Annotated in this window: 21 protein-coding genes; 10 read left to right on the top strand and 11 right to left on the bottom strand. The window is 59.3% G+C overall.

Annotated features, from left to right (window positions below; all coding sequences use genetic code 11):
• Positions 1 to 101: 101 nt before the first annotated feature.
• A complete protein-coding gene (acpA, locus tag ABI171_RS01360; RefSeq protein ID WP_348090834.1) occupies positions 102 to 2267 on the top strand; it encodes an acid phosphatase in 2166 nt (721 codons plus the stop codon).
• An 82-nt stretch (positions 2268 to 2349) separates the two neighbouring features.
• On the opposite strand, the gene ABI171_RS01355 is transcribed toward acpA, so the two are convergent.
• The 3 genes from ABI171_RS01355 to ABI171_RS01345 form a co-directional block, all read right to left on the bottom strand.
• Positions 2350 to 3333: a pyridoxamine 5'-phosphate oxidase family protein gene (locus ABI171_RS01355; RefSeq protein WP_348090833.1), complete on the bottom strand. Its 984-nt coding sequence runs from the start codon at positions 3331 to 3333 to the stop codon at positions 2350 to 2352.
• Positions 3334 to 3392: 59 nt separating this feature from the next.
• Positions 3393 to 4028 (bottom strand): glutathione S-transferase, encoded by a 636-nt coding sequence (locus ABI171_RS01350; protein ID WP_348090832.1) that lies wholly within the window; start codon positions 4026 to 4028, stop codon positions 3393 to 3395.
• A 163-nt stretch (positions 4029 to 4191) separates the two neighbouring features.
• Positions 4192 to 4758 (bottom strand): TetR/AcrR family transcriptional regulator, encoded by a 567-nt coding sequence (locus ABI171_RS01345; RefSeq protein ID WP_348090831.1) that lies wholly within the window; start codon positions 4756 to 4758, stop codon positions 4192 to 4194.
• A gap of 145 nt (positions 4759 to 4903) precedes the next feature.
• Between ABI171_RS01345 and ABI171_RS01340 the strand changes: the two genes are divergently transcribed.
• From ABI171_RS01340 to ABI171_RS01330, 3 genes are all read left to right on the top strand, one after another.
• On the top strand, positions 4904 to 5320 hold the full coding sequence (locus ABI171_RS01340; RefSeq protein ID WP_348090830.1) for a MarR family transcriptional regulator: 417 nt from the start codon (positions 4904 to 4906) through the stop codon (positions 5318 to 5320).
• A gap of 97 nt (positions 5321 to 5417) precedes the next feature.
• A complete protein-coding gene (locus ABI171_RS01335; protein ID WP_348090829.1) occupies positions 5418 to 5681 on the top strand; it encodes a hypothetical protein in 264 nt (87 codons plus the stop codon).
• Between the two features lie 128 nt (positions 5682 to 5809).
• A complete protein-coding gene (locus ABI171_RS01330; protein WP_348090828.1) occupies positions 5810 to 6811 on the top strand; it encodes an alginate lyase family protein in 1002 nt (333 codons plus the stop codon).
• Between the two features lie 166 nt (positions 6812 to 6977).
• Here the strand turns inward: ABI171_RS01330 and ABI171_RS01325 are convergent, their stop codons facing one another.
• The 3 genes from ABI171_RS01325 to ABI171_RS01315 are packed head-to-tail and all read right to left on the bottom strand — an operon-like array spanning position 6978 to position 10116.
• The gene (locus tag ABI171_RS01325) at positions 6978 to 7715 is read right to left on the bottom strand and encodes a LuxR C-terminal-related transcriptional regulator (RefSeq protein ID WP_348090827.1); all 738 of its coding nucleotides are present in this window, start codon (positions 7713 to 7715) and stop codon (positions 6978 to 6980) included.
• Between the two features lie 14 nt (positions 7716 to 7729).
• Positions 7730 to 8743, bottom strand: a complete 1014-nt coding sequence (locus tag ABI171_RS01320) for a response regulator (protein WP_348090826.1) — start codon at positions 8741 to 8743, stop codon at positions 7730 to 7732.
• 53 nt (positions 8744 to 8796) lie between these two features.
• On the bottom strand, positions 8797 to 10116 hold the full coding sequence (locus ABI171_RS01315; RefSeq protein ID WP_348090825.1) for a HAMP domain-containing sensor histidine kinase: 1320 nt from the start codon (positions 10114 to 10116) through the stop codon (positions 8797 to 8799).
• Positions 10117 to 10277: 161 nt separating this feature from the next.
• Between ABI171_RS01315 and cqsA the strand changes: the two genes are divergently transcribed.
• On the top strand, positions 10278 to 11528 hold the full coding sequence (gene cqsA / locus ABI171_RS01310; protein WP_348090824.1) for an alpha-hydroxyketone-type quorum-sensing autoinducer synthase: 1251 nt from the start codon (positions 10278 to 10280) through the stop codon (positions 11526 to 11528).
• A gap of 64 nt (positions 11529 to 11592) precedes the next feature.
• Here cqsA and ABI171_RS01305 read toward each other — a convergent pair whose 3' ends face one another.
• On the bottom strand, positions 11593 to 12018 hold the full coding sequence (locus ABI171_RS01305) for a helix-turn-helix domain-containing protein (protein WP_348090823.1): 426 nt from the start codon (positions 12016 to 12018) through the stop codon (positions 11593 to 11595).
• 100 nt (positions 12019 to 12118) lie between these two features.
• Here ABI171_RS01305 and ABI171_RS01300 point away from each other — a divergent pair, with 100 nt between their 5' ends.
• Complete coding sequence (locus ABI171_RS01300) at positions 12119 to 12730, top strand: NAD(P)-dependent oxidoreductase (RefSeq protein WP_348090822.1); 612 nt, start codon at positions 12119 to 12121, stop codon at positions 12728 to 12730.
• A gap of 51 nt (positions 12731 to 12781) precedes the next feature.
• Here ABI171_RS01300 and andAb read toward each other — a convergent pair whose 3' ends face one another.
• The 3 genes from andAb to andAc are packed head-to-tail and all read right to left on the bottom strand — an operon-like array spanning position 12782 to position 15630.
• Positions 12782 to 13858: an anthranilate 1,2-dioxygenase ferredoxin subunit AndAb gene (andAb, locus tag ABI171_RS01295; RefSeq protein ID WP_348090821.1), complete on the bottom strand. Its 1077-nt coding sequence runs from the start codon at positions 13856 to 13858 to the stop codon at positions 12782 to 12784.
• 8 nt (positions 13859 to 13866) lie between these two features.
• The gene (andAd, locus tag ABI171_RS01290; protein WP_348090820.1) at positions 13867 to 14352 is read right to left on the bottom strand and encodes an anthranilate 1,2-dioxygenase small subunit AndAd; all 486 of its coding nucleotides are present in this window, start codon (positions 14350 to 14352) and stop codon (positions 13867 to 13869) included.
• 3 nt (positions 14353 to 14355) lie between these two features.
• On the bottom strand, positions 14356 to 15630 hold the full coding sequence (gene andAc / locus ABI171_RS01285; RefSeq protein ID WP_348090819.1) for an anthranilate 1,2-dioxygenase large subunit AndAc: 1275 nt from the start codon (positions 15628 to 15630) through the stop codon (positions 14356 to 14358).
• Positions 15631 to 15857: 227 nt separating this feature from the next.
• Here andAc and ABI171_RS01280 point away from each other — a divergent pair, with 227 nt between their 5' ends.
• Genes ABI171_RS01280 through pcaD form a run of 4 tightly spaced genes read left to right on the top strand, consistent with a single transcriptional unit; the run spans position 15858 to position 19123 of the window.
• Positions 15858 to 17009: a muconate/chloromuconate family cycloisomerase gene (locus ABI171_RS01280; RefSeq protein ID WP_348090818.1), complete on the top strand. Its 1152-nt coding sequence runs from the start codon at positions 15858 to 15860 to the stop codon at positions 17007 to 17009.
• Positions 17010 to 17030: 21 nt separating this feature from the next.
• Complete coding sequence (gene catC, locus ABI171_RS01275) at positions 17031 to 17321, top strand: muconolactone Delta-isomerase (protein WP_348090817.1); 291 nt, start codon at positions 17031 to 17033, stop codon at positions 17319 to 17321.
• Positions 17322 to 17377: 56 nt separating this feature from the next.
• The gene (gene catA / locus ABI171_RS01270; RefSeq protein ID WP_348090816.1) at positions 17378 to 18289 is read left to right on the top strand and encodes a catechol 1,2-dioxygenase; all 912 of its coding nucleotides are present in this window, start codon (positions 17378 to 17380) and stop codon (positions 18287 to 18289) included.
• A gap of 57 nt (positions 18290 to 18346) precedes the next feature.
• The gene (gene pcaD / locus ABI171_RS01265; protein WP_348090815.1) at positions 18347 to 19123 is read left to right on the top strand and encodes a 3-oxoadipate enol-lactonase; all 777 of its coding nucleotides are present in this window, start codon (positions 18347 to 18349) and stop codon (positions 19121 to 19123) included.
• Here the strand turns inward: pcaD and ABI171_RS01260 are convergent.
• On the bottom strand, positions 19092 to 20009 hold the full coding sequence (locus ABI171_RS01260; RefSeq protein ID WP_348090814.1) for a LysR family transcriptional regulator: 918 nt from the start codon (positions 20007 to 20009) through the stop codon (positions 19092 to 19094). The two genes, pcaD and ABI171_RS01260, sit on opposite strands and share 32 nt — an antisense overlap.
• Positions 20010 to 20094 lie beyond the last annotated feature (85 nt).

Genomic DNA, 20094 nt, shown 5'->3' with positions numbered 1-20094 from the left:
GCATTTTTGCAAAAAAATAAATATTAATTGAACGCCAGTATTTCACACAGTTGAAATATTCGAAGCATAGGATTGCGTCTTTTATCACCCGGGGAGGGGTTATGACGCGGACCACAACATGGCTGCCGGCGACGGCGGCTACAGTGACTGTAGTGACATTGACTGTGGCATTATCGGTGAGCTTGAGCGCATGCGGCGGTGGCGGCGGTGGATCGATTGGCGGCGATACCGGCGCTGTCACCAGCGGCCAGGTGACCGGCAGCTACTACGAAAATGCACAAGTGTGTTTTGAAGACAAAATCAAGAAGGCGACTTGCGATTCCGCATCGCCGGTAGTCAAGACCGGCGCCGACGGTTCTTACGCGCTGCGCGGCCAGGGCGCCGTCGTGGCCACCATCGACACCGGCGCGATCCATCATGAAGTGCTAGGCGACAAAGGCACTGCCGTCGCCCAAAAACTGGTGTTCCGCGCGCCTTCCGGCCGCAGCGCCTATGTCAGCGCGATTTCTACCGAACTGGCAGCCGCCATGGACGCTAACGGCGGGAATTTCGCCGATGCCAGCAAGAAGCTGGCCGCCAAAATCGGTACCGCCGAAGCCAATCTGCTGGCCGATATCAACAAGCTTGGCGGTAACGACCTGGCTCTGCTGAAAGCGGAAGCCGCGGCAGTCAATGCCGCCATCGCCAGCGCCTTGGCGCAAGGCGGTACGGTTGATCTGAGCCAGGCGTTGGGGAGCGCGCTGGCGATGAACAACATCCAGAACGTGGTCGTGATCTTTGCGGAAAACCGCGGTTTCGACAATTTGTACGGCTTGTTCCCGGGCGCGAACGGTATTCCCGGCGTGAATCCAAGCTCGGCTTCGGCCTACGTCCCGCAGAAGGATTTCGACGGCAGCACCCTGCCCGTCCTGCCGCCGACCTGGGGCGGCATGACTCTGGCCGGCCAGAGCACGGTCATCACCCAGGCGCAATCAGCCAATCTGCCCAACAAGCCGTTCCAGATCGACGACGTCAACAGCCCGATCTATATGCCGTCGGCGGTCATCACGCGCGACCTGGTGCATCGTTTCTACAATAACCAGATGCAGATCAACGGTGGCAAGAACGATAAATTCACCGCTTACTCCGACGCCGGTGGCCTCAGCATGGGTTACTACGACGGCAGCAAAATGAAGTTATGGAATATCGCCAAGCAATACACGCTGGCAGATAATTTCTTCATGGGCGCTTTTGGCGGTTCTTTCCTGACCCACCAGTACCTGATCTGCGCATGCGCGCCGACCTATCCGAACGCCGACGCTGCAACATCGCCGGCCAAGAACAGCATCTCGGCCGTCAATCTGGATGCCAACGGTAACCTGATCGGCTTGACACCAGGTACCGGCAGCCCGACGTCGGTGCTGAACGGCGCCCCGGCCTATCAAAAGGACAGCACCATCACGCCGAAAGATGCGGCCGGCATGTTCTATGCCGTCAACACCATGCAGCCGCCGTACCAGCCTAGCGGCAACAACGTGGCCGCCGTGGCTGCCTACGCCGATCCGAGCAAGGCCACCACCTTGCCGACGCAATCGCAAACCACCATCGGTGATCAACTGAGCGCCAAGGGCATCAACTGGGCCTGGTATGCCGGCGCCTGGAACGCCGCATTGGCAGATGCGCCGAACGCCAGCCGCAGCGTCATTTATAGCGGCAAGATCCAGTTCCAGCCGCATCACCAGCCGTTCAACTACTACAGCCGTTTCGATCCGGCGACAGCCACCGGCGCAGCCGAACGCGCCAGCCATCTGAAGGATTTCGACGCCTCGTTCCTGCAAGATGCGGCGGCCGGTAAATTGCCTGCGGTGGCGTTTTACAAACCACAAGGTAACCTGAACCAGCACCCAGGCTATGCCAGCGTCGCTGACGGCGATGCGCATATCGCTGATGTCATCGCCAAATTGCAAGCCAGCCCGCAGTGGAAGCACATGCTGATTGTCGTGACTTACGATGAAAACGGTGGTTTCTGGGATCACGTCGCGCCGCCTAAGGGCGACCGCTGGGGCCCGGGCACGCGCCTGCCGACACTGCTGGTGTCGCCGTACGCGAAAAAGGGCTTTGTCGATCACACCCAGTACGATACGGCGTCGATCCTGCGTTTCATCACGCATCGCTATTCGTTGCCGGTGCTGGCGGGTATCATCGCGCGCGACAAGGCGCTGGTGGCCAACGGCGGCAAGCCGATGGGCGATCTGACTGGCGCCTTGACGCCGGTGCCTCAGGAGTAATCGTTGGAGTAATCGCTGAAGTAAAATTCGCGAACAAAGAAAGCCGGCGGCCTTGCAAAAGGCCGCCGGCTTTCTTACGTTGTTACCAGGAACCCATGGGCGCCAGGAAGGGCGATTGCTCTGCGGCGCTCCAACGCAACGGCAGCGAGGCCTCTACACGTATCGCCTGTTCAACATGAAAGCGCAGCAAGCGCTCCGCTCCCTTGAATGCGGCCACTTCCGGGCCGTCCCAGATCAGCTCTGCAGTCACCGCCAGATACAGCAGATCGCCACTGACGAAATCGATGAACAGCAAGCCGGCGCGTGGATATTCGACCAGGTTGCCGATGGTATTGAAATAAAAATTGCCGACGAAATCCGGCACGGTCAGCGTCTTCGCATCGTCGATGCGGACAAATCCCGGCTTGCCGCCGCGATGCGAAACGTCGACGCCGTCGCCCTGCCCCGCGCCGGCAGCCACGGATTTATCACCCAGGTAGGCGGTGGCGATGAAGAAAGTATCCGCCGCCCCGATCAGATCGCGCATGGCATCGTCGAGCTCGTCGGCGCGATGGACCGGCGGCGCCGCCGCACCGGCGCTGTCGACCAGGCTGGGCCGGCGCGCCTGGATGTACTTGGGACAGTTGCCGAAGCTCTGTTCGACTTTCAAGGTCCAGCTATCCGCACTCAGTTTTTCAATCCTGCCATTCATGCGGTTGCGACGCCGGGTATGCGGCTCGATGCCCAGCAAGCCGATAGCGGCGTTGCCGGCCAGCGTTTGCTGCAGCGGGTCGGCCGCCAGCAGATGCGGGTGCACTTCCAGATGCTCGGCATCCGGCGACGTCACGAAGCCGGGCGCACCGGTCACGATCGATGCCCACGGCTGTTGTTGTTGATCGAGGCTGCCGACGATCATGAACGGTAACTGGCTGAAGAATTCGCGATGCTGGTCGGGCATGCTGCTGCGGATGAACTGGCTGCGCGACGCCATTTTTTCCAGCACGCCGGCGCGCTGCTGCACCGCCTGTTCCCCGCGATGGAACACCGATTTTCCGGCGCCTGCGCCAGTTGTTTCGGGATTGATCATGATTGCTTACCTCATCACATGGTTGAGCGACCTGGGCGACCGCCTCAGGTCTCGCGTACTTATGCGGCCAATGGCTGGTTGGCGCGCATGGCGACAAAGCCCGGCAGCGCTTCAATCCGACGTAGCCAGCGGCGGATATGCGGGTAGCCGTCGAGCGCAATGCCGCCCTCCGGCGCATGGGCGATGTAGCTGTATGCGGCAACGTCGGCGATCGTCACCTGAGACCCGGTCAGGAATGACTGGCCGGCCAGATGCGGCTCCAGTATGCCGAATAGCTGGGCGGCGGTGGCGCACGCGGCTTCGCGGTCTAGCGGCGCGCCAAACAAGGCGACCATACGGGCGCTGGCCGGGCCGCGGAAAATTTCGCCGGCTGCCAGGGACAGGAAGCGTTGCACGCCGGCGGCGCCGAGCGGATCGCGCGGCAGCCAGCTGGCATCGCCGTATCGACTCGCCAGGTAGACCAGGATGGCGTTCGAATCCGCCAGCGTGACCGTGCCGTCTTCAATCACCGGCACCTGGCCAAACGGGTTTTTCGCCAGGAATTCCGGCTTTTTCTGATCGCCGGCGCCCAGGTTGACGTCGATCATTTCAAACGGTAAGTCCAATAGCGACAGGAACAGCTCGACGCGGTGGGCGTGGCCCGAAAACGGGGAGCGATAAAGGCGGAGGGGCTGGCTTGGACGAGTGGCTGACATGGCGAATCTCCTGATGGGATTTAATTGGGCGCTGACAAAATGCGGCACAAACGCCAAAGAGTATGAAGCACGTTCCCGTACCGAACAATCGGTACAATACAAAGCCAGCACTATCCTGTCAAGTAAAAACCTGCGAAACCGTTGTTTAAGCCGACGTGGAAAGTCAGGCGGGTGCGCCCAGCAGGATATTCGGGAAGTTTTCAACCATCCGCATGAAGGGGCCATTGCTGCCTAAGGCGCGCGACACCACTAGCGAGCCTTGGATCGCTATCACGGCATTTTCGGCACGGATGGCAGCGTCGACCTTATCGATGCCGGCATCCTCCGCCAGCGCGGCCAGCAAGGCCATCAAGTTGCGCATGCGGCTGCCCAGATGCTGCTGGAACAATGCGCCCGCCTCGCCGATGGTGAAGACATCGGTCAGGCAAGGCGTCATGCCGTTAGCGTAAAATTCTGCCAGCTTGGCGGCGAACTGCTGCGCGCGGACAGCCGGTAATCCCTCGCCGGCCAATGTGGGCAGCACATTGTGGGTGACCCAGGCGCCGACCGCCGCCATGGCCGCGCTGGCCATATCTTCTTTGCCGTTTGGAAAGTAATGGTACAAACTGGAGCGGCCCAGGCCGGTGGCGTCCGACAGGCGCGACAGGCTGCTGCCCTCGTAGCCGAAGCGGCGGAAAGCGGCCAGGATGCGTTCGATGACTTCGTCGCGGGTAAGTGCAGGAGTGGACATGGTGATTTGTACCGAATGTTCGTTGTTATCAATGTAGTGGTCAAATGCCAAAACAGCAAGCACTTAGCGCACAAAAAAGACAAAAACAACATAACGCCATAAAATAATAGTTGCCTAGCTAATCATATTTACCTACACTTGTTCCATGTTTGATCACTGCCTCTATTTCAACACCACCGCGCTGGCGCGCATCGTCGAGCGTGAGTGGAATGCCGCTTACCAGCCCTTCGACCTGACGGCGCCGCAGGGCTTTGTGCTGCGCGCCGTGTTGCGGCGGCCTGGATTGCTGAGCAGCGAAGTGGCCGATGTCTTCGGTATCGCCAGGCCCACCGCGACCCGTTTGCTGGATGCCTTGCTGAGCAAGGATTTGATCGAACGCCGTCCCTCGGCCGATGATGGCCGCGAATGGAATATTTTCCCCACCGCCGCCGCGCTGGCGCTGGATGTGCCGATCAATGCCGTCAGCGCTGAGATGGCGCAACGTTTGCGGGCCCGGATCGGCGGCGACCGCTTTGATGGTTCGATCGCGGCCCTGCGTGGTATCCGGGAAAGCATCGGCTGAGGCAATGCCGATCGACAGAGAAGTGAATGCGCCAGCCCGGCGCATTATTTTTCACCATTTAGTTGTTTAGCTAACTTCTTTTCAACCAGGAGCCGCCATGCCAGCCATATCGGAAATTTCGCAGAAACCCACGCGCCGTTTCGCAGCATTGGCAACACTCGCGGCCTTTATCCTTGCGCTCCTGCTGCTTGGCATCGCTGGTTATCTGTTGGCCGCACCCGATATGTCCACCGCGCAGGAGGCATGCATAGCGGCGCACGCCGCCGACCAAGGCATCGACCGCCAGCAGCTAAGCAGCGAGGTCCGCTATCAATCCGCACTGGTCGCGATACTGTCGTCCTGCACCGGCATGGCGCCATAAAATTGCAACAAGAAGATACATCGGCGGTAGGCAGCGTGCGCCTGTGATTAAATTCCGGTGTGCGCCGATATTGTTCTGAAAGCGTCGGCGCTACATCGTTAATACCCACGCACATTTGAGGAAGCCGCATGCCGCGCCGACTATTCCAACTGATCCTGCCGCTGTGCCTGTGCCTGTGCCTGTGCAGCGGCAGCGTCTTCGCCGCCTGTCCCGAGGCGCCCGCAGGCTTGCGTGATATCGAAGCAAACGGTTACTACTCGGATGCGCATTATTCCATCATCGATCCGGTACTTAAGGCCAAGAACGAAGCCGCAGTCAAACCGTTCAGCGATTACCTGGCGAACGTCAGCGCCAACGCCGACCGCTACATCGCCAGTGGCGATACCGCCGCCGGCCAATGCGCATTGAAATGGCTGGATCGCTGGGCCGTGGATGGTGCGATGCTGGGCAAGGTGGTCAGCAGCCAAGCCCAGTACGAACGTAAATGGACCTTGGCCGGGGTGGCGCTGGCCTATATCAAATTGCGGCCGCTGGCCGAGCCGGCGCAACGCGCGCATATCGAGGACTGGCTGCCGCCGCTGGCAGATGCGGCGCTGGCCTTCTTCGATGATCCCAGGCACAAGCGCAATAATCACTATTACTGGGTAGGCTTGGCGGTAATGGCGACCGGGGTCGCCACCGGCGATGCGCGCTATATCAACGCCGCCAGCAAGATCTATGACAGCGCGCTGAACGACATCGGCGACGACGGCAGCTTGCCGCTCGAGCTGAATCGCGCCGGCCGGGCGCTGGCTTATCATAATTACGCGCTGGCGCCGCTGGTGATGATGGCGGAACTGTCGCGGCTCGACCATGACGACTGGTATCAGCGCCGCCACAAGCGGCTGCAGAAGCTGGCGCAGCTGGTCTTGAGCGGCATCGACGATCCGGCATGGTTCGTCGAGAAAACCGGAGTCCGGCAAGAAATACCGAAAGGCGGCATCATCGGCTGGATCGCATTCTATCGCCAGACGGCGCCGGAACTGACCGCGCCGTCGCAAGAGCTGATGGTGCAAGCGCCGTTCCGCAACGCGCAGTTAGGCGGCAATCTCAGCGTGCTGGCCGAGAGACACTTCTTCGAGCAGCAATAAATGCAGTCTGAACCGGATATGGAAATCAAGCAGCCGGCCGCGATAGCTCCTGCGACTTGTAGTGTGCGTGAGCGCGGCTGAGATACAAGGAGAGCAGGGCCCACAGCAATGCCATACCTGCGATGGTCAAGCCATCAATGCGAAATGCCGTTACTTGCGTGCCATGTTAATTATTGGGTTTGATAATACCCATCATGACCGCCCGGCTGATCGCATGCCGGGTGCTGTAGACGCCCAGTTTCATCGCCACGTTCTTCATGTGGAAATACACGGTGCGCTGGGATATCCCCAGGATCAGGCCGATTTCGCTGCTGGTCTTGCCGTCGGCGCTCCAGCGCAGGCATTCCAGTTCGCGCGCAGACAACAGCGATTCCTGGTTCGGCGTGGCTTTACGCCACAGCAGTTCAGCGGCTTCTTGCAGATACAGGCCGAGCAGCAGGGCGTCGGCCTGGGCGCCGGCGGTCAGCGCCAACGGCGGCGTCGCGTTGCAGTAAAAATCGAGGCGGTTCACCGATTGCCTGGTGTGCAGCGCCAGGCTCATGCCCTGGGTGATGCCCATGGTTTTCAGCAGCGGGTAGATCTGGCCGCCGTGCAGCAGACAGAGTTGCTCCACTTGCCAGTTGAGCGGCAGGCAGGAGCGGGCCAAGTGCTGCTGGACGGGATCGGTCTTGTCGTCTGCCGGCTGGTTGAACAGTTGCAGGGTGGCGCCGGGCAGGGTGCCGAACATTTGCACCAGCGAGGCGCCGTTGGCGCCGGTGACGTCCATCTTCAGCATGAAATCGCAGATGCCGAGCTGCGCCAGCAGACGCTGGGCGCGCACGCGCAATTGTTCCCAGTCGGGCGCTTGCGCGATCACCAGCAGATCGGGTGAGGATAATCGGGGAGCGGCTTCGCTTCGCAGCATGGGATTTTCTTCGGTTATGATTTTACGTCAGCGGATTGATCGCGCAAAAACTCCGCGAACGAATAAAAAGACTCGCGCATATAGTGTGCCGGGAAATCAAACAGCGCCCAATAATAGTCTTGCGTCCCAAAACAAATCTGCGCCGGCAGACAATATGATATCCAATCGTGGCGCAAGGCGTCGGTGTACATGCCGCCGCTGTCGGAAAAGAACGGCACCAGCCGCATTTCCCGCAAGCCGGTCAGCAATTCCAGCGGCGCGCCATAGTCTTGCGCCACCTCCAGCTGCGACATCAGGCTGGCCTCGGTTTCCACCACCATCAGCGTCGCCTTGCCCTGGATATCAAAGAACAGGATACCGGTCGGGTTAGGAAACAAATAATACTCGACAAAGCCATGCCGTTTGCAAAGTTGTTCGACCAGCGCTTCCAGCGCCGGGTCCGACAGGAAAGTGTAGGAATGGCGCGACAGCAGGTCTTTCAGCGTCAGCGACTGGGCATGGAAGAATTCTTTCTGCAGGGTGCGGATTTCCGCTTCCAGGTGATCGAGGGCGTCATGGTCGCCTTTCTTGATAAAACGGTCTATCAGGCCGCGGTTGAACGCCTCGATGGCGATTTTTTCGTCCGCCTGGCCGGTAAACAGGATCTTTTTACAGGGCAGGTCCTGGACTGCCTGGCAAAACGCCAGGCCGTTCATCTGCGGCATCGCATAGTCGATCACCAGCACCGACGGCAGCATGAAACGGCGGCGGTTCATCGACTGCCGGTAGATCTGGTCGATATCGACCGCTACCGTACGGCGATCGAAGGAAACGCTTTGTTCGTCATAATTTACCCGGATCGACTGGCTCTTGCTGGGCGAATGGCGATAGGCGTCACGCAGCCATTCCAGGGCGGCCTGGGTATCGTGGAAAACCTTGCGCGCCATCTGCGGCGGCAGCTGGAAAGCCAGGCTGTCGAGGAAACTCTGGCTATCGTCGATCAGGATAGTCAAAGTGGGATGTTGATAAACAGGTAATGAAATGTTCATGTTGGCGCATTGCAGGCGCAATGACTTTAGTTGCGCTCGATTAGGTAAGACTGCTAATTTAACAGAGAGCGCACCTCTGCCGCTTTTTGTTGCACTATAGGTGGAAATTCCAAGACAAAAATCGTATAGCCCAGCGGCCGCGAAACCACCCGTATGCGAGCGCCCCAGGCGCTCAGTACATCTTTGCAAAACGCCAGCCCGATGCCGGTGCCGTTGTGTTCGGGATAGGCATAGAAGCGCTCGAAAATCTGTTCTGTGCGGCCTGCTTCGATGCCGCTGCCGGTGTCGATGAACAGCAGCCTTGGCCGCGCCCGGGCGCCGTCCAGCACGATCCGTATGCGGCCTTTTCCTATGCGCTGGATGGACGTCAGCGCATTACGTAATAAATTGATCAGGACCATCGAGCAGAGTTCGGTCTGACCGAGCAAGCGAAAATCGGAATGGATGGTGATGGCGACCAGGTCGCGCTGTTCCTGATTGACGAATGGATAGCGCTGCATCATCAGGTCGACTGCCGCCGCCATCGATACTATATCCGTGGCGATCAGGTTTTCCCGGCCGGTAGAGGCGCTTAGCAGGAACAGGTCGATGACGTTGTTCATGTGCCGCACCTCGAATTCGATTCTGGCCAGGGCTTTTTCCATGGGTACCTGGCTGGGCGAGCTCGGTAATGCATTTTCCTGCAGCAGACGGCTCAGGCCGCGGGCATTGGCATTGATGCTGCGCAAGGGCGTACGCAATTCGTGCGACACCGTCGCCAGGGCGGTCGCCATGCCTGCCAGTTTTTCCTGGGCCAATACTTTTCTGCCGACCTTGGCCAGCGATACGGTAATGATGGCAAAAATCTGGATTGGCAACTGTTCCAATATCTGCTGCATCTGCGGCATGTTGCTGCCGTTGACCAATAGATAGACCAGGACCGCCAATCCGCTGCCGACGACATACGCCAGGAAGGCGACCGTGGTATCGAAGTAAAACAAGATGATCAGCGCGATCAGGAGCGATTCGCTCCAGACCGGCGAGCCATTATTCATCAGGAACATGAAAGTGAAGAAAAACGGCAACCCGTAAGTCAGGCAGACAAAAAAGTAGGCAGCCAGCCATTTCTTCTGAGGCAGGCGGCGTGTCAGGATAATCGGCGCGCACAGGACTACGCCCAATATGCGCAAGCCGAGGTTTTCATACGGCTGGGGAAACCAATAGCTCCAGACGACATAGTAAAGAGGCATGCCGACGACTGCGATCCATGCCAGGATGATCAGGCGATTGACGGTCTGATTATATTGCCTGTTAATGCTCAGCCACCAGCGGCTGGTTGCGCGCTCCCAAGCCTGCCAGCGCTCGCTTTTCCAACTAATAATGTTTTCGATCATGGGAATCGGATATTTGGCATGTCAAATTTCCATACGATAATTTGAAGAGGTAACGGCGGCTCACGGAATTCTGCACACACGCGTGTTACCTGGTTCCACGTTCCAGACAGGGACCTGGCAGCTCTGTTTGGCATTTCATCTGAAAGTATAGGGGGAAAATCATGTCACTAACAGCAAGCTATCACGAACCGCTCAATTTGGCTGCGGAGCAGCGTCTTCCAGCCTTCGTTTCTGTCCGGCTGGATGAATATTATCAAGAACGCTTCGAAAAACTATGGGGCGGCGAGCACCTGTTGCACTGGAGCGCTCCTGGTCCTGACGCCATTTACTTATCCAGCAACGATTATTTATGCATCGCCGCCGAGCCAGCCCTGATCGAGGCGCAGGCGGCGCGTCTCAAATATGGCGAGGCGGATTTGCTGATGTCCACGGTGTTCGTCCGCGAAGGTAGCGCGCAGCCGTGTCTGGAAAAAAAACTGGCGGATTTCATGGGCGCCGAAGACGGCCTGGTCACGCAGTCAGGCTGGAGCGCGAATGTCGGTCTGCTGCAAACCATTGCCGGTCCCGGCGTGCCGGTGTATCTGGACATGCAGGCGCATGCGTCGTTATGGGAAGGCGTGCAGGCTGCGCAGGCGCGGGCGGTGCCGTTCTTGCACAACGATGTCGACCACTTGCGGCGCCAGGTGCGCAAACACGGTATCGGAGTTATCGTGGTCGACGCCCTGTACAGCACCAACGGCAGCCTCTGTCCTTTATCGGAAGTATTGGCGGTGGCCGAGGAGAGCGGCTGTATCCTGGTGGTAGATGAGTCGCATTCGCTCGGCACGCATGGGCCTGCCGGCGCCGGTCTGGTGGCGGATCTGGGATTGTCCGACCGTGTGCACTTCCGTACCGCCTCGCTTGCCAAGGCATTTGGCGGACGGGCCGGATTCATTACCTGCTCCAGCAAGTTCAAAGGCTATTTCCTGTCGACTTCCAGGCCCGCCATTTTCAGCTCTTGTCTGCTTGGCCACGAATTGGCCTGGTTCGATGCTGCGCTCGATTTTATCCGTCGCGCCGATGACCGGCGTACTGCTCTGCACCGTAATTCGCGCCGCATTCGTTCTGCGCTGAGCGCGTTGGGTTATAACGTCAGCGACGGTAGCGAACAGATCATTGCGCTCGAAGCCGGTTCCGAGCCAATGACTCAGATCGCGCGCAAGGCGCTGGAGGCGGAGGGTATTTACGGCGCCGTATTCTGTGCGCCGGCAACGCCAAAAAATCGTGCTCTGGTGCGGCTGACGCTTAATTCCGGATTGACCGAGGTCGAAATCCAGCGCATCTTGGAGGCGTGCGCCAGCATCCGCGACCATGTACGGCTGGCTGACTGGTCTTCCAGCCGCCGCTTGGCGCTGTCCGGAGCCGGTTGCTAAGCTGGGAAACTGATTGCAACCTGCGCCTTCCCGCAAATCTGCCGTTGCAGTAAGTGGGAAGGATTCAGCTATCAGCCATATCATATTGCCGCCGTGCGCCGCGGATCACCGTCTGATGGCTGCAGGCCCAGTCGGCTAGTACCTTGAGCGGCATGCAAAGCGAGCGCCCTAATCCGGTGAGCGCATATTCCACCTGCGGCGGCGTGCTCGGGATCACCGTGCGCGAGACCAGGCCGTCGCGCTCCAGATGACGCAAAGTCACCGTCAGCATCCGTTGCGAAATGCCGCCAACCTGACGCCGCAACTGGTTAAAGCGCGCAGGGCCGGGCTCGAGCGTAGTGAGCACCAACACGCTCCAGGCATCGCCGATACGGTCCAGTACATCGCGGATCGGGCAGGGCAAGTCTTCGCGGGCCCCGGGCCGGCCTCTGCCGCGTGCCGCCGGCAAGGTTGCGGGGAGAGTGGTTACCTGCATGTTCCTATCGTTCATCAAAGTGCCTTCTTGCGCTTAAGTTTCAAATAATTATACTGGTTACTTTAAATAACTACCCAGGCCAACGCAGCGCGGCCACAACTTAAAGGAAACCATCATGAAGATTGCCATCATCGGCGCTACCGGCAATGCCGGTTCCCGGATCGCTGCCGAGGCGCTGCAGCGCGGCCATAGCGTGACCGGCATCGCCCGTTCCGCAGACCCGGCGAAAACCCCTGCCGGCGTCGAGCTGCGCCAGGGCGACGCCACTCAGCCTGAGCAACTGGCTGCATTGATTCGCGACCACGATGTGGTGGTCAGCTCAGCCAAATTCAGCACGCTGAAAGCGCCGACCCTGCTGCAAGCCGTGAAAAGCGCGGGCGTCAAGCGCTTGCTGGTGGTCGGCGGCGCTGCCAGCCTGGAAACCGCACCCGGCGTGACCTTGCTGGATAGCCCTGATTTTCCGGCCCAATACAAAGTGGAGGCCGTGCCAGGCAAGCAGTTCCTGGATGATCTGCGCACGGAAACTGCAGTGGATTGGACTTTCCTGTCGCCGCCAGCCATGTTTGCACCGGGCGAACGCACCGGCAAATTCCGCGTCGGCCAGAACCAGTTGATGGCAGACGCGCAAGGAAAGAGCCACATTTCGATGGAAGATTATGCGATTGCCTTGCTGGATGAAATCGAGCAGCCCAAGCACCTGAAGCAACGCTTTACCGTGGCTTACTGAGACTGAGGCGGTCTTGTCAGCCCAGTTTCAGAATCGGGCCGGTTAGCGCATTCATGGGCGGCTGTCGGCTTTCGACAGGAAGGCGTCGGCAAAAAAATGCGTGGCCGGCAAGCCGCAGTTGGCGGCAAAATCGCGTCGCGCCGCTTCCACCACCACCGGCGCACCGCAGGCATATACCTGGTGCTGCGACAGGTCCGGATGATCCTCCATGACAGTCAGGTGGACGAAGCCGGTACGGCCCTGCCATCCGCCCTGTGGTCCCAGCTCCGGCTCCGACAATACCGGCACATAGCGGAACCAAGGCAGGCTTTCGGCCCAGCCGCGGCATAGCCCGTCCATGTATAAATCGGGTTTTTTGCGCCCGCCCCAGTACAAGCACATGCTGCGGGTACTGCCGTTGCGGATCGCATCTTCCACCAGCGCCTTGATCGGCGCGAAGCCGGTGCCGCTGGCCAGCAGGATGATTGGGTGATCGCCCTCGCGCAGGAAGAAGCTGCCACACGGGCCTTCGAGTTTGAGTCTGTCACCGGCGCGCAAGCCGGAAAACACCTGGTCGCTGAACACGCCGCCCGGCAAGTGCCGCACATGCAGTTCCAGGCCGCCGCCGGCCGGGGTCGCCATCGAATAGCTGCGCCGCTGGCCATCGGCCAGCAAGACGTCGACATACTGGCCGGCGATATAGTCCAGCGCCGCTGTTCCCGCATCGTCGGCGCGCAGGCGGATGACGGCGACATCCGGCGCCGCCCGTTCCACCGCTTCAACCACCACCTGCAAATGCCGGATTGCCGCCTCATGCGGCAATTGCGGCGCCGCGCTCACTTCCACCGCCACCTCGACCCTTCCGGCCACCACCCGCACCGGGAAGCTGCGCACCGCCTCGGTCACCGGCGCGCAGCGCGGCGCGCCGCTCTTGATGTCGAACAAGCCCTGGTGCAAGGGACATTCGATGCAACCGTCCTCGATATAGCCATCGGACAGCCTGGCATTGCCATGCGTGCATAAATCCCTCAGTGCGAACAGTTCTTCGCCGAGGCGGAATACCGCCACCGGCTGGCCGCCGGCGATCACCGCGACCGCTTCATCTTCATTGAAATCATCGGCCGTGCCGATATCGTGCCATGCGCTCATGATCGCTCTCAAATCGGTGTGGCCAGCAGGGTTTGCACGCGCAGCGTGTCATACACCACGCGCCGTTTCGCATAGCGCCAGCCGGCGCCGGTGCGGACTACCCGGTCCAGGTAACGGCCGGCCTGGTACACATGCGATTCGCCATCCTGCAGGGTTTGTATCACCACATAGCTGGATTCGGTCTCGACGGTATCGGCGTCGATGCGCTTGATCATCAGACCGGAAGTCATGTGGCGGTAGCTGTGCGCTTCGTAGATGTTGGCATGGCGCAGGGACAGCACGCGGTCGCGCAACATGCGTTTGCTGTCGCAATAGATGATGCCGATCGGCAGGCCGGCATCGGCGTTTTCACGCGGGATGATTTCATACAGGCAGTCGTCGATGAAGAATTCCGGCCAGTCCTCCAGGCGGTCGTTGTCCAGCGCGTGTACATAGGCTTCCTGCAGCTGATGTAATTCAAACCACAACAGCATTTTTTCCATCGAATTTTCCATGATTTACGCCTTGTCGAAACCCATCAGTTTTTGATACCCCAGCCAGAATTTGCGGATCAAGCCTTCGGTGATCAGCGTGTCTTCCTGCTCCGGATCGTCTTTCGCCATTTCCATCACCGAGCAATCGTCGGGATCGCGCGCGGTGCCGCGTTGCACCAGTTCGGTCGCCTCGGTATCTTCCATCGATATATAACCAGCCGGCCCGACCAGGTTGGCTTGCTTGATGCGCAAGGCGCGCAGTTCGGGCGTATCGTCGGCATAGCCGAAGAAGTGGAAAATCAGCTCGAAATTCTTTGGCCCTTTCGGCAGCAGCTGACGCGCCACCAGCGTGTTGTGGATTTGCTGCACCACCAGTTGCGGAAAGATCGGCTGGATATGATTGGTGGTCATTTCCTCGTATTCCTTGATCTGCCCCAGCACGGAATCGTCTTCCAGCGTGAAGCCCTCGTCAAAGGAACGGATTGCCTGCTGTTTATAGGCGTCTGAGGTTTCGACTTCGTTCTTGGTGGCGGTGATGATGCTGTGCAAGCCATGGCGCTTGTCGGCCAGAGAACGTGCCTTCATGCCGACCCGGAAAATATTGAAAGTGGTGTGGAACAGATGCAGCAGGCTGGCGTGATACGGATCCTTGACGTTTTCCAGGTACAGCTTCCAGTTCGACTTCGAATACTGGCGGGTGCAACCGAGGTAGACGATCGGTTTGTGGAAGATACGGTCGATCCAGGGCCGCATTTCAGCGCCGATATAGTCGGCCAGGGGCTCGACGATCTCGCTGAAGGTGGCAAATACCAGGCCGCGGTAACTGTCTACCCGCAACTGGCGCAAACCGTGGCACTTCGGATCGAAATCCTTGGGCATGCCGCTCATGCCTTTTTGGCCACGCCGGAACGGCACACCCAGCAGGTTGCCGCGCGAATCGAAACTCCACTGGTGATAGGCGCAGCTATGCGAGCTGGCGTTGCCGCGCGGGGTGCGGCAGACCATGGCGCCGCGGTGCGCGCACTTGTTGACCCAGGCCGCTAGCGCGCCATCTTCGGTGCGGGTTACCACCACCGGGGTGTCGCCTATGAAAGTGCTCTTGAAGTCGCCGTTGTCGGGAATCTCCGCTTCCAGCGCCAGAAAGCTCCAGACCGGCCCGCGGAAGATCCGCTCCTGCTCCAGGTCGTAGACTTCCTGCGAGCTGAATACCTTGTAGGGAGTCCGCGAGCCATCGCTGCGCGGAAACTGCACTAAAGGGACGTAGCCGGACGGTTTGCTGTGAATGATTGTCTCTTCCATCATTTTTCCTTTGGTATTTTTGTCAATTGGCGGCGGGCCGTTGCTTGACTAATAGTAGGCAAATCCAGTGCCGCAAAATAGCCGCCGCTTGCATGTTTGAGAGCGCTTACTATCCGTATTTTGCAAACTCATTCCGCTATACCTTGGAGGTATGGAGGCCGTCAAAAACGGTCTTGGACAGTGTTGCGGCTTTATTTTTATGATGAGCGACACGACCTGAGATCCCGATGATGAATCCTGTAATTGAAAAAATAGAAGTCCTGCTGGTGGATGTACCGACCATCCGGCCGCACCGGTTATCGATGGCGACCATGCATCACCAGACTCTGGTGCTGCTGCGCATTGATAGCAGCGACGGTGTCAGCGGCTGGGGCGAGGCCACCACCATTGGCGGCCTGGCCTACGGCGGCGAGAGCCCGGAGAGCATCAAGGTCAATATCGATACCTATATTGCACCGCTGCTGATGGGACATGACGCCAGTCGCATTGCGCAACAAATGGCGTTGATCCGCAGTACGGTGCAGGGCAACCGCTTTGCCAAATGCGCAGTCGAGACGGCCCTGTTCGATGCCCAGGCCCGGCGCCTGGGCGTGCCGCTTAGCGAACTGTTCGGCGGCCGCCTGCGAGATTCCCTGCCGGTCGCCTGGACCCTCGCCAGCGGCGATACCGGACGCGATATCGCTGAAGCGGAAAAGATGCTGGACCTGCGTCGCCACAATATTTTCAAGCTGAAAATCGGCTTGCGGCCGGTGCGCGAGGATGTGGCGCACGTGGCGGCGATCAAGCGCGCACTGGGTGACCGCGCAAGTGTCCGGGTCGACGTCAACCAGGCCTGGAGCGAAACCGAAGCGATGCTGGGCATGGCCTTGCTGGCGCAGGCCGGAGTCGATCTGGTGGAGCAGCCGATTGCCGCAAAAAATCACGATGGCATGCGTCATCTGCGCGCAAAGAGCAGTATTCCTTTGATGGCCGATGAAGCGCTGCACGGCGCGTTCGACGCCATGGCATTGGCGCGCCACCACGCGGTTGACGTGTTCGCCGTCAAGATCACGCAGTCTGGCGGCCTGGCAGGCGCGAGGCAGGTGGCGGCGATTGCGGAGGCGGCGCATATCGACCTTTACGGCGGCACCATGCTGGAAGGCGCGGTCGGCACCATGGCCTCGGCCCAGCTGTTTGCCGGTTTTTCAACGCTGGCATGGGGCACCGAATTGTTCGGCCCATTATTATTGACCGAGGAAATCCTGCAGACGCCGCTGGTGTACAAGGATTTTTGTTTGCAGCTGCCGGCGACGCCGGGTTTGGGGATTACGCTCGATCAGGATCGCCTGGATTTCCTGCGGCGCGACAAGAAATCGGCCAGCGTATTCGCCATGCAATGATTTAAAAACCAAGGAGACGATATGTTATTCAAGGTACGAATGGAGGTCCGGCTGCCCGTAGATATGCCGCAGGCAAGGGCGGACGAGTTGAAGAAAACCGAGCGCGAACTGGCGCAGACTTTGCAGCAGTCTGGCAAATGGCGTCATCTATGGCGTATCGTCGGCCAATACGCCAATATCAGCATCTTCGATGTCGAGAGTTCCAGCGAGCTGCACGAACTGCTGACGTCCTTGCCGCTATTCCCGTACATGCAGATCGAGGTGGAGGCTTTATGCCGTCACCCGTCTTCGATTCACGCGGACGAACGCTGATGGCAGGCCTGTTGCAATAACCCACCCTATATCAATTACACGTTTGAGGAGACAATATGGACAAGAACACCATCAACGCATTGCTGAAAAAAATCCGCGATACGGAAACCGGCAAAGGCAATCCGCGCACCAAGGAAATCGTCAATCGCATCGTACAGGATCTGTTTTATGCGATAGAGGATCTGGATGTGCAGCCGGAGGAGTTCTGGGTGGCCGTCAACTACCTGACCGAAGCCGGCCGTTCCGGCGAGTACGGCCTGATCGCAGCCGGACTCGGCTTCGAGCATTTCCTGGATTTGCGCATGGATGAAGCGGAAGCCTACGCCGGCATCAGCGGCGGCACGCCGCGCACCATCGAAGGACCGTTGTATGTCGCCGGCGCGCCGGAGACCGTTGGCGACGCAAGGCTCGACAACGGTAGCGAACCGGGTGAAGTGCTGTTCATGCAAGGCCAGGTGTTGGGCGCTGGCGGCCAGCCGCTGGCCGGCGCGCTGGTTGAAGTCTGGCATGCGAATCATCTGGGAGGCTATTCTCATTTCGACCAGAGCCAGCCGGCTTTCAATCTGCGCCGCAGCATACGCACCGATGCACAAGGCCGTTATCGTTTCCGCAGCGTGGTTCCGCTGGGTTACAGCGTGCCGCCGGACGGTGCCACCGACAAGCTGTTGAAACAACTCGGACGCCACGGCTCACGCCCCGCGCACATCCATTTCTTCGTTTCCGCACCGGGCCATCGCAAACTCACTACCCAGATCAACATCGAGGGCGATCCGTTGCTGTGGGACGATTTTGCCTTCGCCACCCGCGAAGGCCTGGTGCCTGCCCTGGTACGCATCAGCGATCCGGCGGCCTTGGATGCGCATCAGGTCAGCGCGCCGTTCTACTCGATAGATTTCAACTTTACCTTGCATGCAGAACAGCCAGCCCTGCCGCATGCCGATATCGTTCGCCCGCGCGCTAGCGCATAACATCTAGCTGATCATAAGCGCCTGGCGCCACCCCGATCAGCAAGGGAAAATAGCAAGATGCCGATACTGAAGATTGATTTCGAAGATGTTGCGTATACCTTGGACGGTCCCGCCGGCGCCCCTGTCGTCATGCTCTCGAATTCGCTAGGCACCACCATGTCGATGTGGGAGCGGCAAGCGCAATTCCTGCAACGGCAATATCGGGTACTTCGCTACGACACGCGCGGTCACGGTCAGTCGGCAGTGCCAGCCGGTCGTTACACGGTGCAGCAATTGGGCAACGACGTGCTGCAGTTGCTGGATGCGCTGGATATCGAGAAAGTCAATTTCTGCGGCATCTCGATGGCAGGCATGATCGGCATGTGGCTGGGGATTCACGCCCCCTCGCGCCTGGAAAAGCTGGTGATCGCCAACAGCGCGGCACGCATAGGCACGGCCGAAGGCTGGCACGCGCGCGCCCAGCTGGTGCTGGCCAGCGGCATGGACGACGTCGCCGACGGCGCCGCCGGTCGCTGGTTTACACCCGCTTTTATTGCGCATGCGCCGGATCAGGTCGCGCAATATGTACAGAGCTTGCGCACTTGTTCGCCGGCAGGTTATGCCGGCTGTTGCCAGGCACTTGCAGACGCGGATTTACGCGAAGGCATAGCCGCAATCAAGACGCCGACCTTGCTGATCGTCGGCCGGCATGATCCGGTGACCACGGCCGCTGATGCGCATTTCATGCAAAGCCGCATCGGTAATTCCCGCTATGCCGAGTTGCTGGCATCGCATCTGTCGAATATCGAAGCGAGCGATGCTTTCAATCGCCTGCTGCAGGATTTCCTGACCTGAGGAGCATCGGCGCAATGCCAGCCACCAGCGCGCGGAAATTTTGCAGCGCCGGCGAATGATCGTTAGCACGGAAATTCATGATCACCGGCGAAAACACCCCCTTGTTTGAGAGCGGACGATAAACCACATCGGCCCGATGCAAGCCCTGCACCGACTCTGGCACCAGCGCCACGCCGACCCCGGCGGCGACCAGGCCGATGGCGGTTTGCATTTCATTGGCTTCCTTGACGATCGCCAGCCTGAGGCCGCGCTCGGCAAAGATTTTCAATACCTGGTCGGCATAACTGGGGCGCGGTTTGGCTGGATACAAAATGAAGTCTTCTGCGGCCAGCTGGGCCAGCGCCACCTTGGTTTTTTTCAAGAGCGGATGGCCGACCGGAAACACCGCGACCAAAGGTTCCTCGATAATGGTCTGGCAAACAATGTCAGGATCGTCGATATGCAAACGGCCGAAACCGACATCGATGCGCCCGGATTTCAAGGCCTCGATCTGTTCCATCGTGATCAGTTCTGAAAAGCCGACCTCGATGCTGGCGTTATTCTGGCGAAAGCGCTTGATCAGCTCAGGCAGCAAGCCATACAAGGTCGACGGCACAAAACCGATGCTGAACCAATGCTGCTGGCCGCTGCCGATGCGCTGCGTGGCAGCCTGGATTTCGTCGATGCGCGACAGCACTTGCACCGTCTGCTCGTAAAAAAACTTGCCGGCCTTGGTCAACGCGATGGGGCGTGAATCGCGATTCACCAGTTCGACGCCGATAATCTCCTCCAGCTGGCGGATCTGCCGGCTCAGAGGCGGCTGGGCGATATGCAAGCGCTCGGCGGCGCGGCTGAAATTCAGCTCGCTGGCCAGTGCGCTGAAGTACCTGAGATGACGAAGTTCCAATATACCTCCAGAGCATAGTGGGCGACAGAATCGATATTGTACGTTTTCTGCGCAAAGGTTTACCATATGTGAGCGTGCCAGTGAC

Source organism: Collimonas sp., from assembly GCF_039923675.1.
Classification (GTDB): domain Bacteria; phylum Pseudomonadota; class Gammaproteobacteria; order Burkholderiales; family Burkholderiaceae_D; genus Collimonas.
The sequence above is the reverse complement of the archived record's forward strand: the minus strand, read 5'-3'. Positions and strand labels throughout refer to the sequence as shown.

Excerpts from the sequence above, each read along its gene's own strand:
- andAd (WP_348090820.1), bottom strand. The coding sequence starts at position 14,352 with ATGGAAAATTCGATGGAAAAAATGCTGTTGTGGTTTGAATTACATCAG.
- catA (WP_348090816.1), top strand. The coding sequence starts at position 17,378 with ATGGACAAGAACACCATCAACGCATTGCTGAAAAAAATCCGCGATACG.
- ABI171_RS01300 (WP_348090822.1), top strand. The coding sequence starts at position 12,119 with ATGAAGATTGCCATCATCGGCGCTACCGGCAATGCCGGTTCCCGGATC.
- catC (WP_348090817.1), top strand. The coding sequence starts at position 17,031 with ATGTTATTCAAGGTACGAATGGAGGTCCGGCTGCCCGTAGATATGCCG.
- ABI171_RS01320 (WP_348090826.1), bottom strand. The coding sequence starts at position 8,743 with ATGAACATTTCATTACCTGTTTATCAACATCCCACTTTGACTATCCTG.
- ABI171_RS01330 (WP_348090828.1), top strand. The coding sequence starts at position 5,810 with ATGCCGCGCCGACTATTCCAACTGATCCTGCCGCTGTGCCTGTGCCTG.
- andAc (WP_348090819.1), bottom strand. The coding sequence starts at position 15,630 with ATGGAAGAGACAATCATTCACAGCAAACCGTCCGGCTACGTCCCTTTA.
- ABI171_RS01280 (WP_348090818.1), top strand. The coding sequence starts at position 15,858 with ATGATGAATCCTGTAATTGAAAAAATAGAAGTCCTGCTGGTGGATGTA.
- ABI171_RS01355 (WP_348090833.1), bottom strand. The coding sequence starts at position 3,333 with ATGATCAATCCCGAAACAACTGGCGCAGGCGCCGGAAAATCGGTGTTC.
- andAb (WP_348090821.1), bottom strand. The coding sequence starts at position 13,858 with ATGAGCGCATGGCACGATATCGGCACGGCCGATGATTTCAATGAAGAT.
- ABI171_RS01305 (WP_348090823.1), bottom strand. The coding sequence starts at position 12,018 with ATGAACGATAGGAACATGCAGGTAACCACTCTCCCCGCAACCTTGCCG.
- ABI171_RS01315 (WP_348090825.1), bottom strand. The coding sequence starts at position 10,116 with ATGATCGAAAACATTATTAGTTGGAAAAGCGAGCGCTGGCAGGCTTGG.
- acpA (WP_348090834.1), top strand. The coding sequence starts at position 102 with ATGACGCGGACCACAACATGGCTGCCGGCGACGGCGGCTACAGTGACT.
- cqsA (WP_348090824.1), top strand. The coding sequence starts at position 10,278 with ATGTCACTAACAGCAAGCTATCACGAACCGCTCAATTTGGCTGCGGAG.
- pcaD (WP_348090815.1), top strand. The coding sequence starts at position 18,347 with ATGCCGATACTGAAGATTGATTTCGAAGATGTTGCGTATACCTTGGAC.
- ABI171_RS01335 (WP_348090829.1), top strand. The coding sequence starts at position 5,418 with ATGCCAGCCATATCGGAAATTTCGCAGAAACCCACGCGCCGTTTCGCA.
- ABI171_RS01340 (WP_348090830.1), top strand. The coding sequence starts at position 4,904 with ATGTTTGATCACTGCCTCTATTTCAACACCACCGCGCTGGCGCGCATC.
- ABI171_RS01345 (WP_348090831.1), bottom strand. The coding sequence starts at position 4,758 with ATGTCCACTCCTGCACTTACCCGCGACGAAGTCATCGAACGCATCCTG.
- ABI171_RS01325 (WP_348090827.1), bottom strand. The coding sequence starts at position 7,715 with ATGCTGCGAAGCGAAGCCGCTCCCCGATTATCCTCACCCGATCTGCTG.
- ABI171_RS01350 (WP_348090832.1), bottom strand. The coding sequence starts at position 4,028 with ATGTCAGCCACTCGTCCAAGCCAGCCCCTCCGCCTTTATCGCTCCCCG.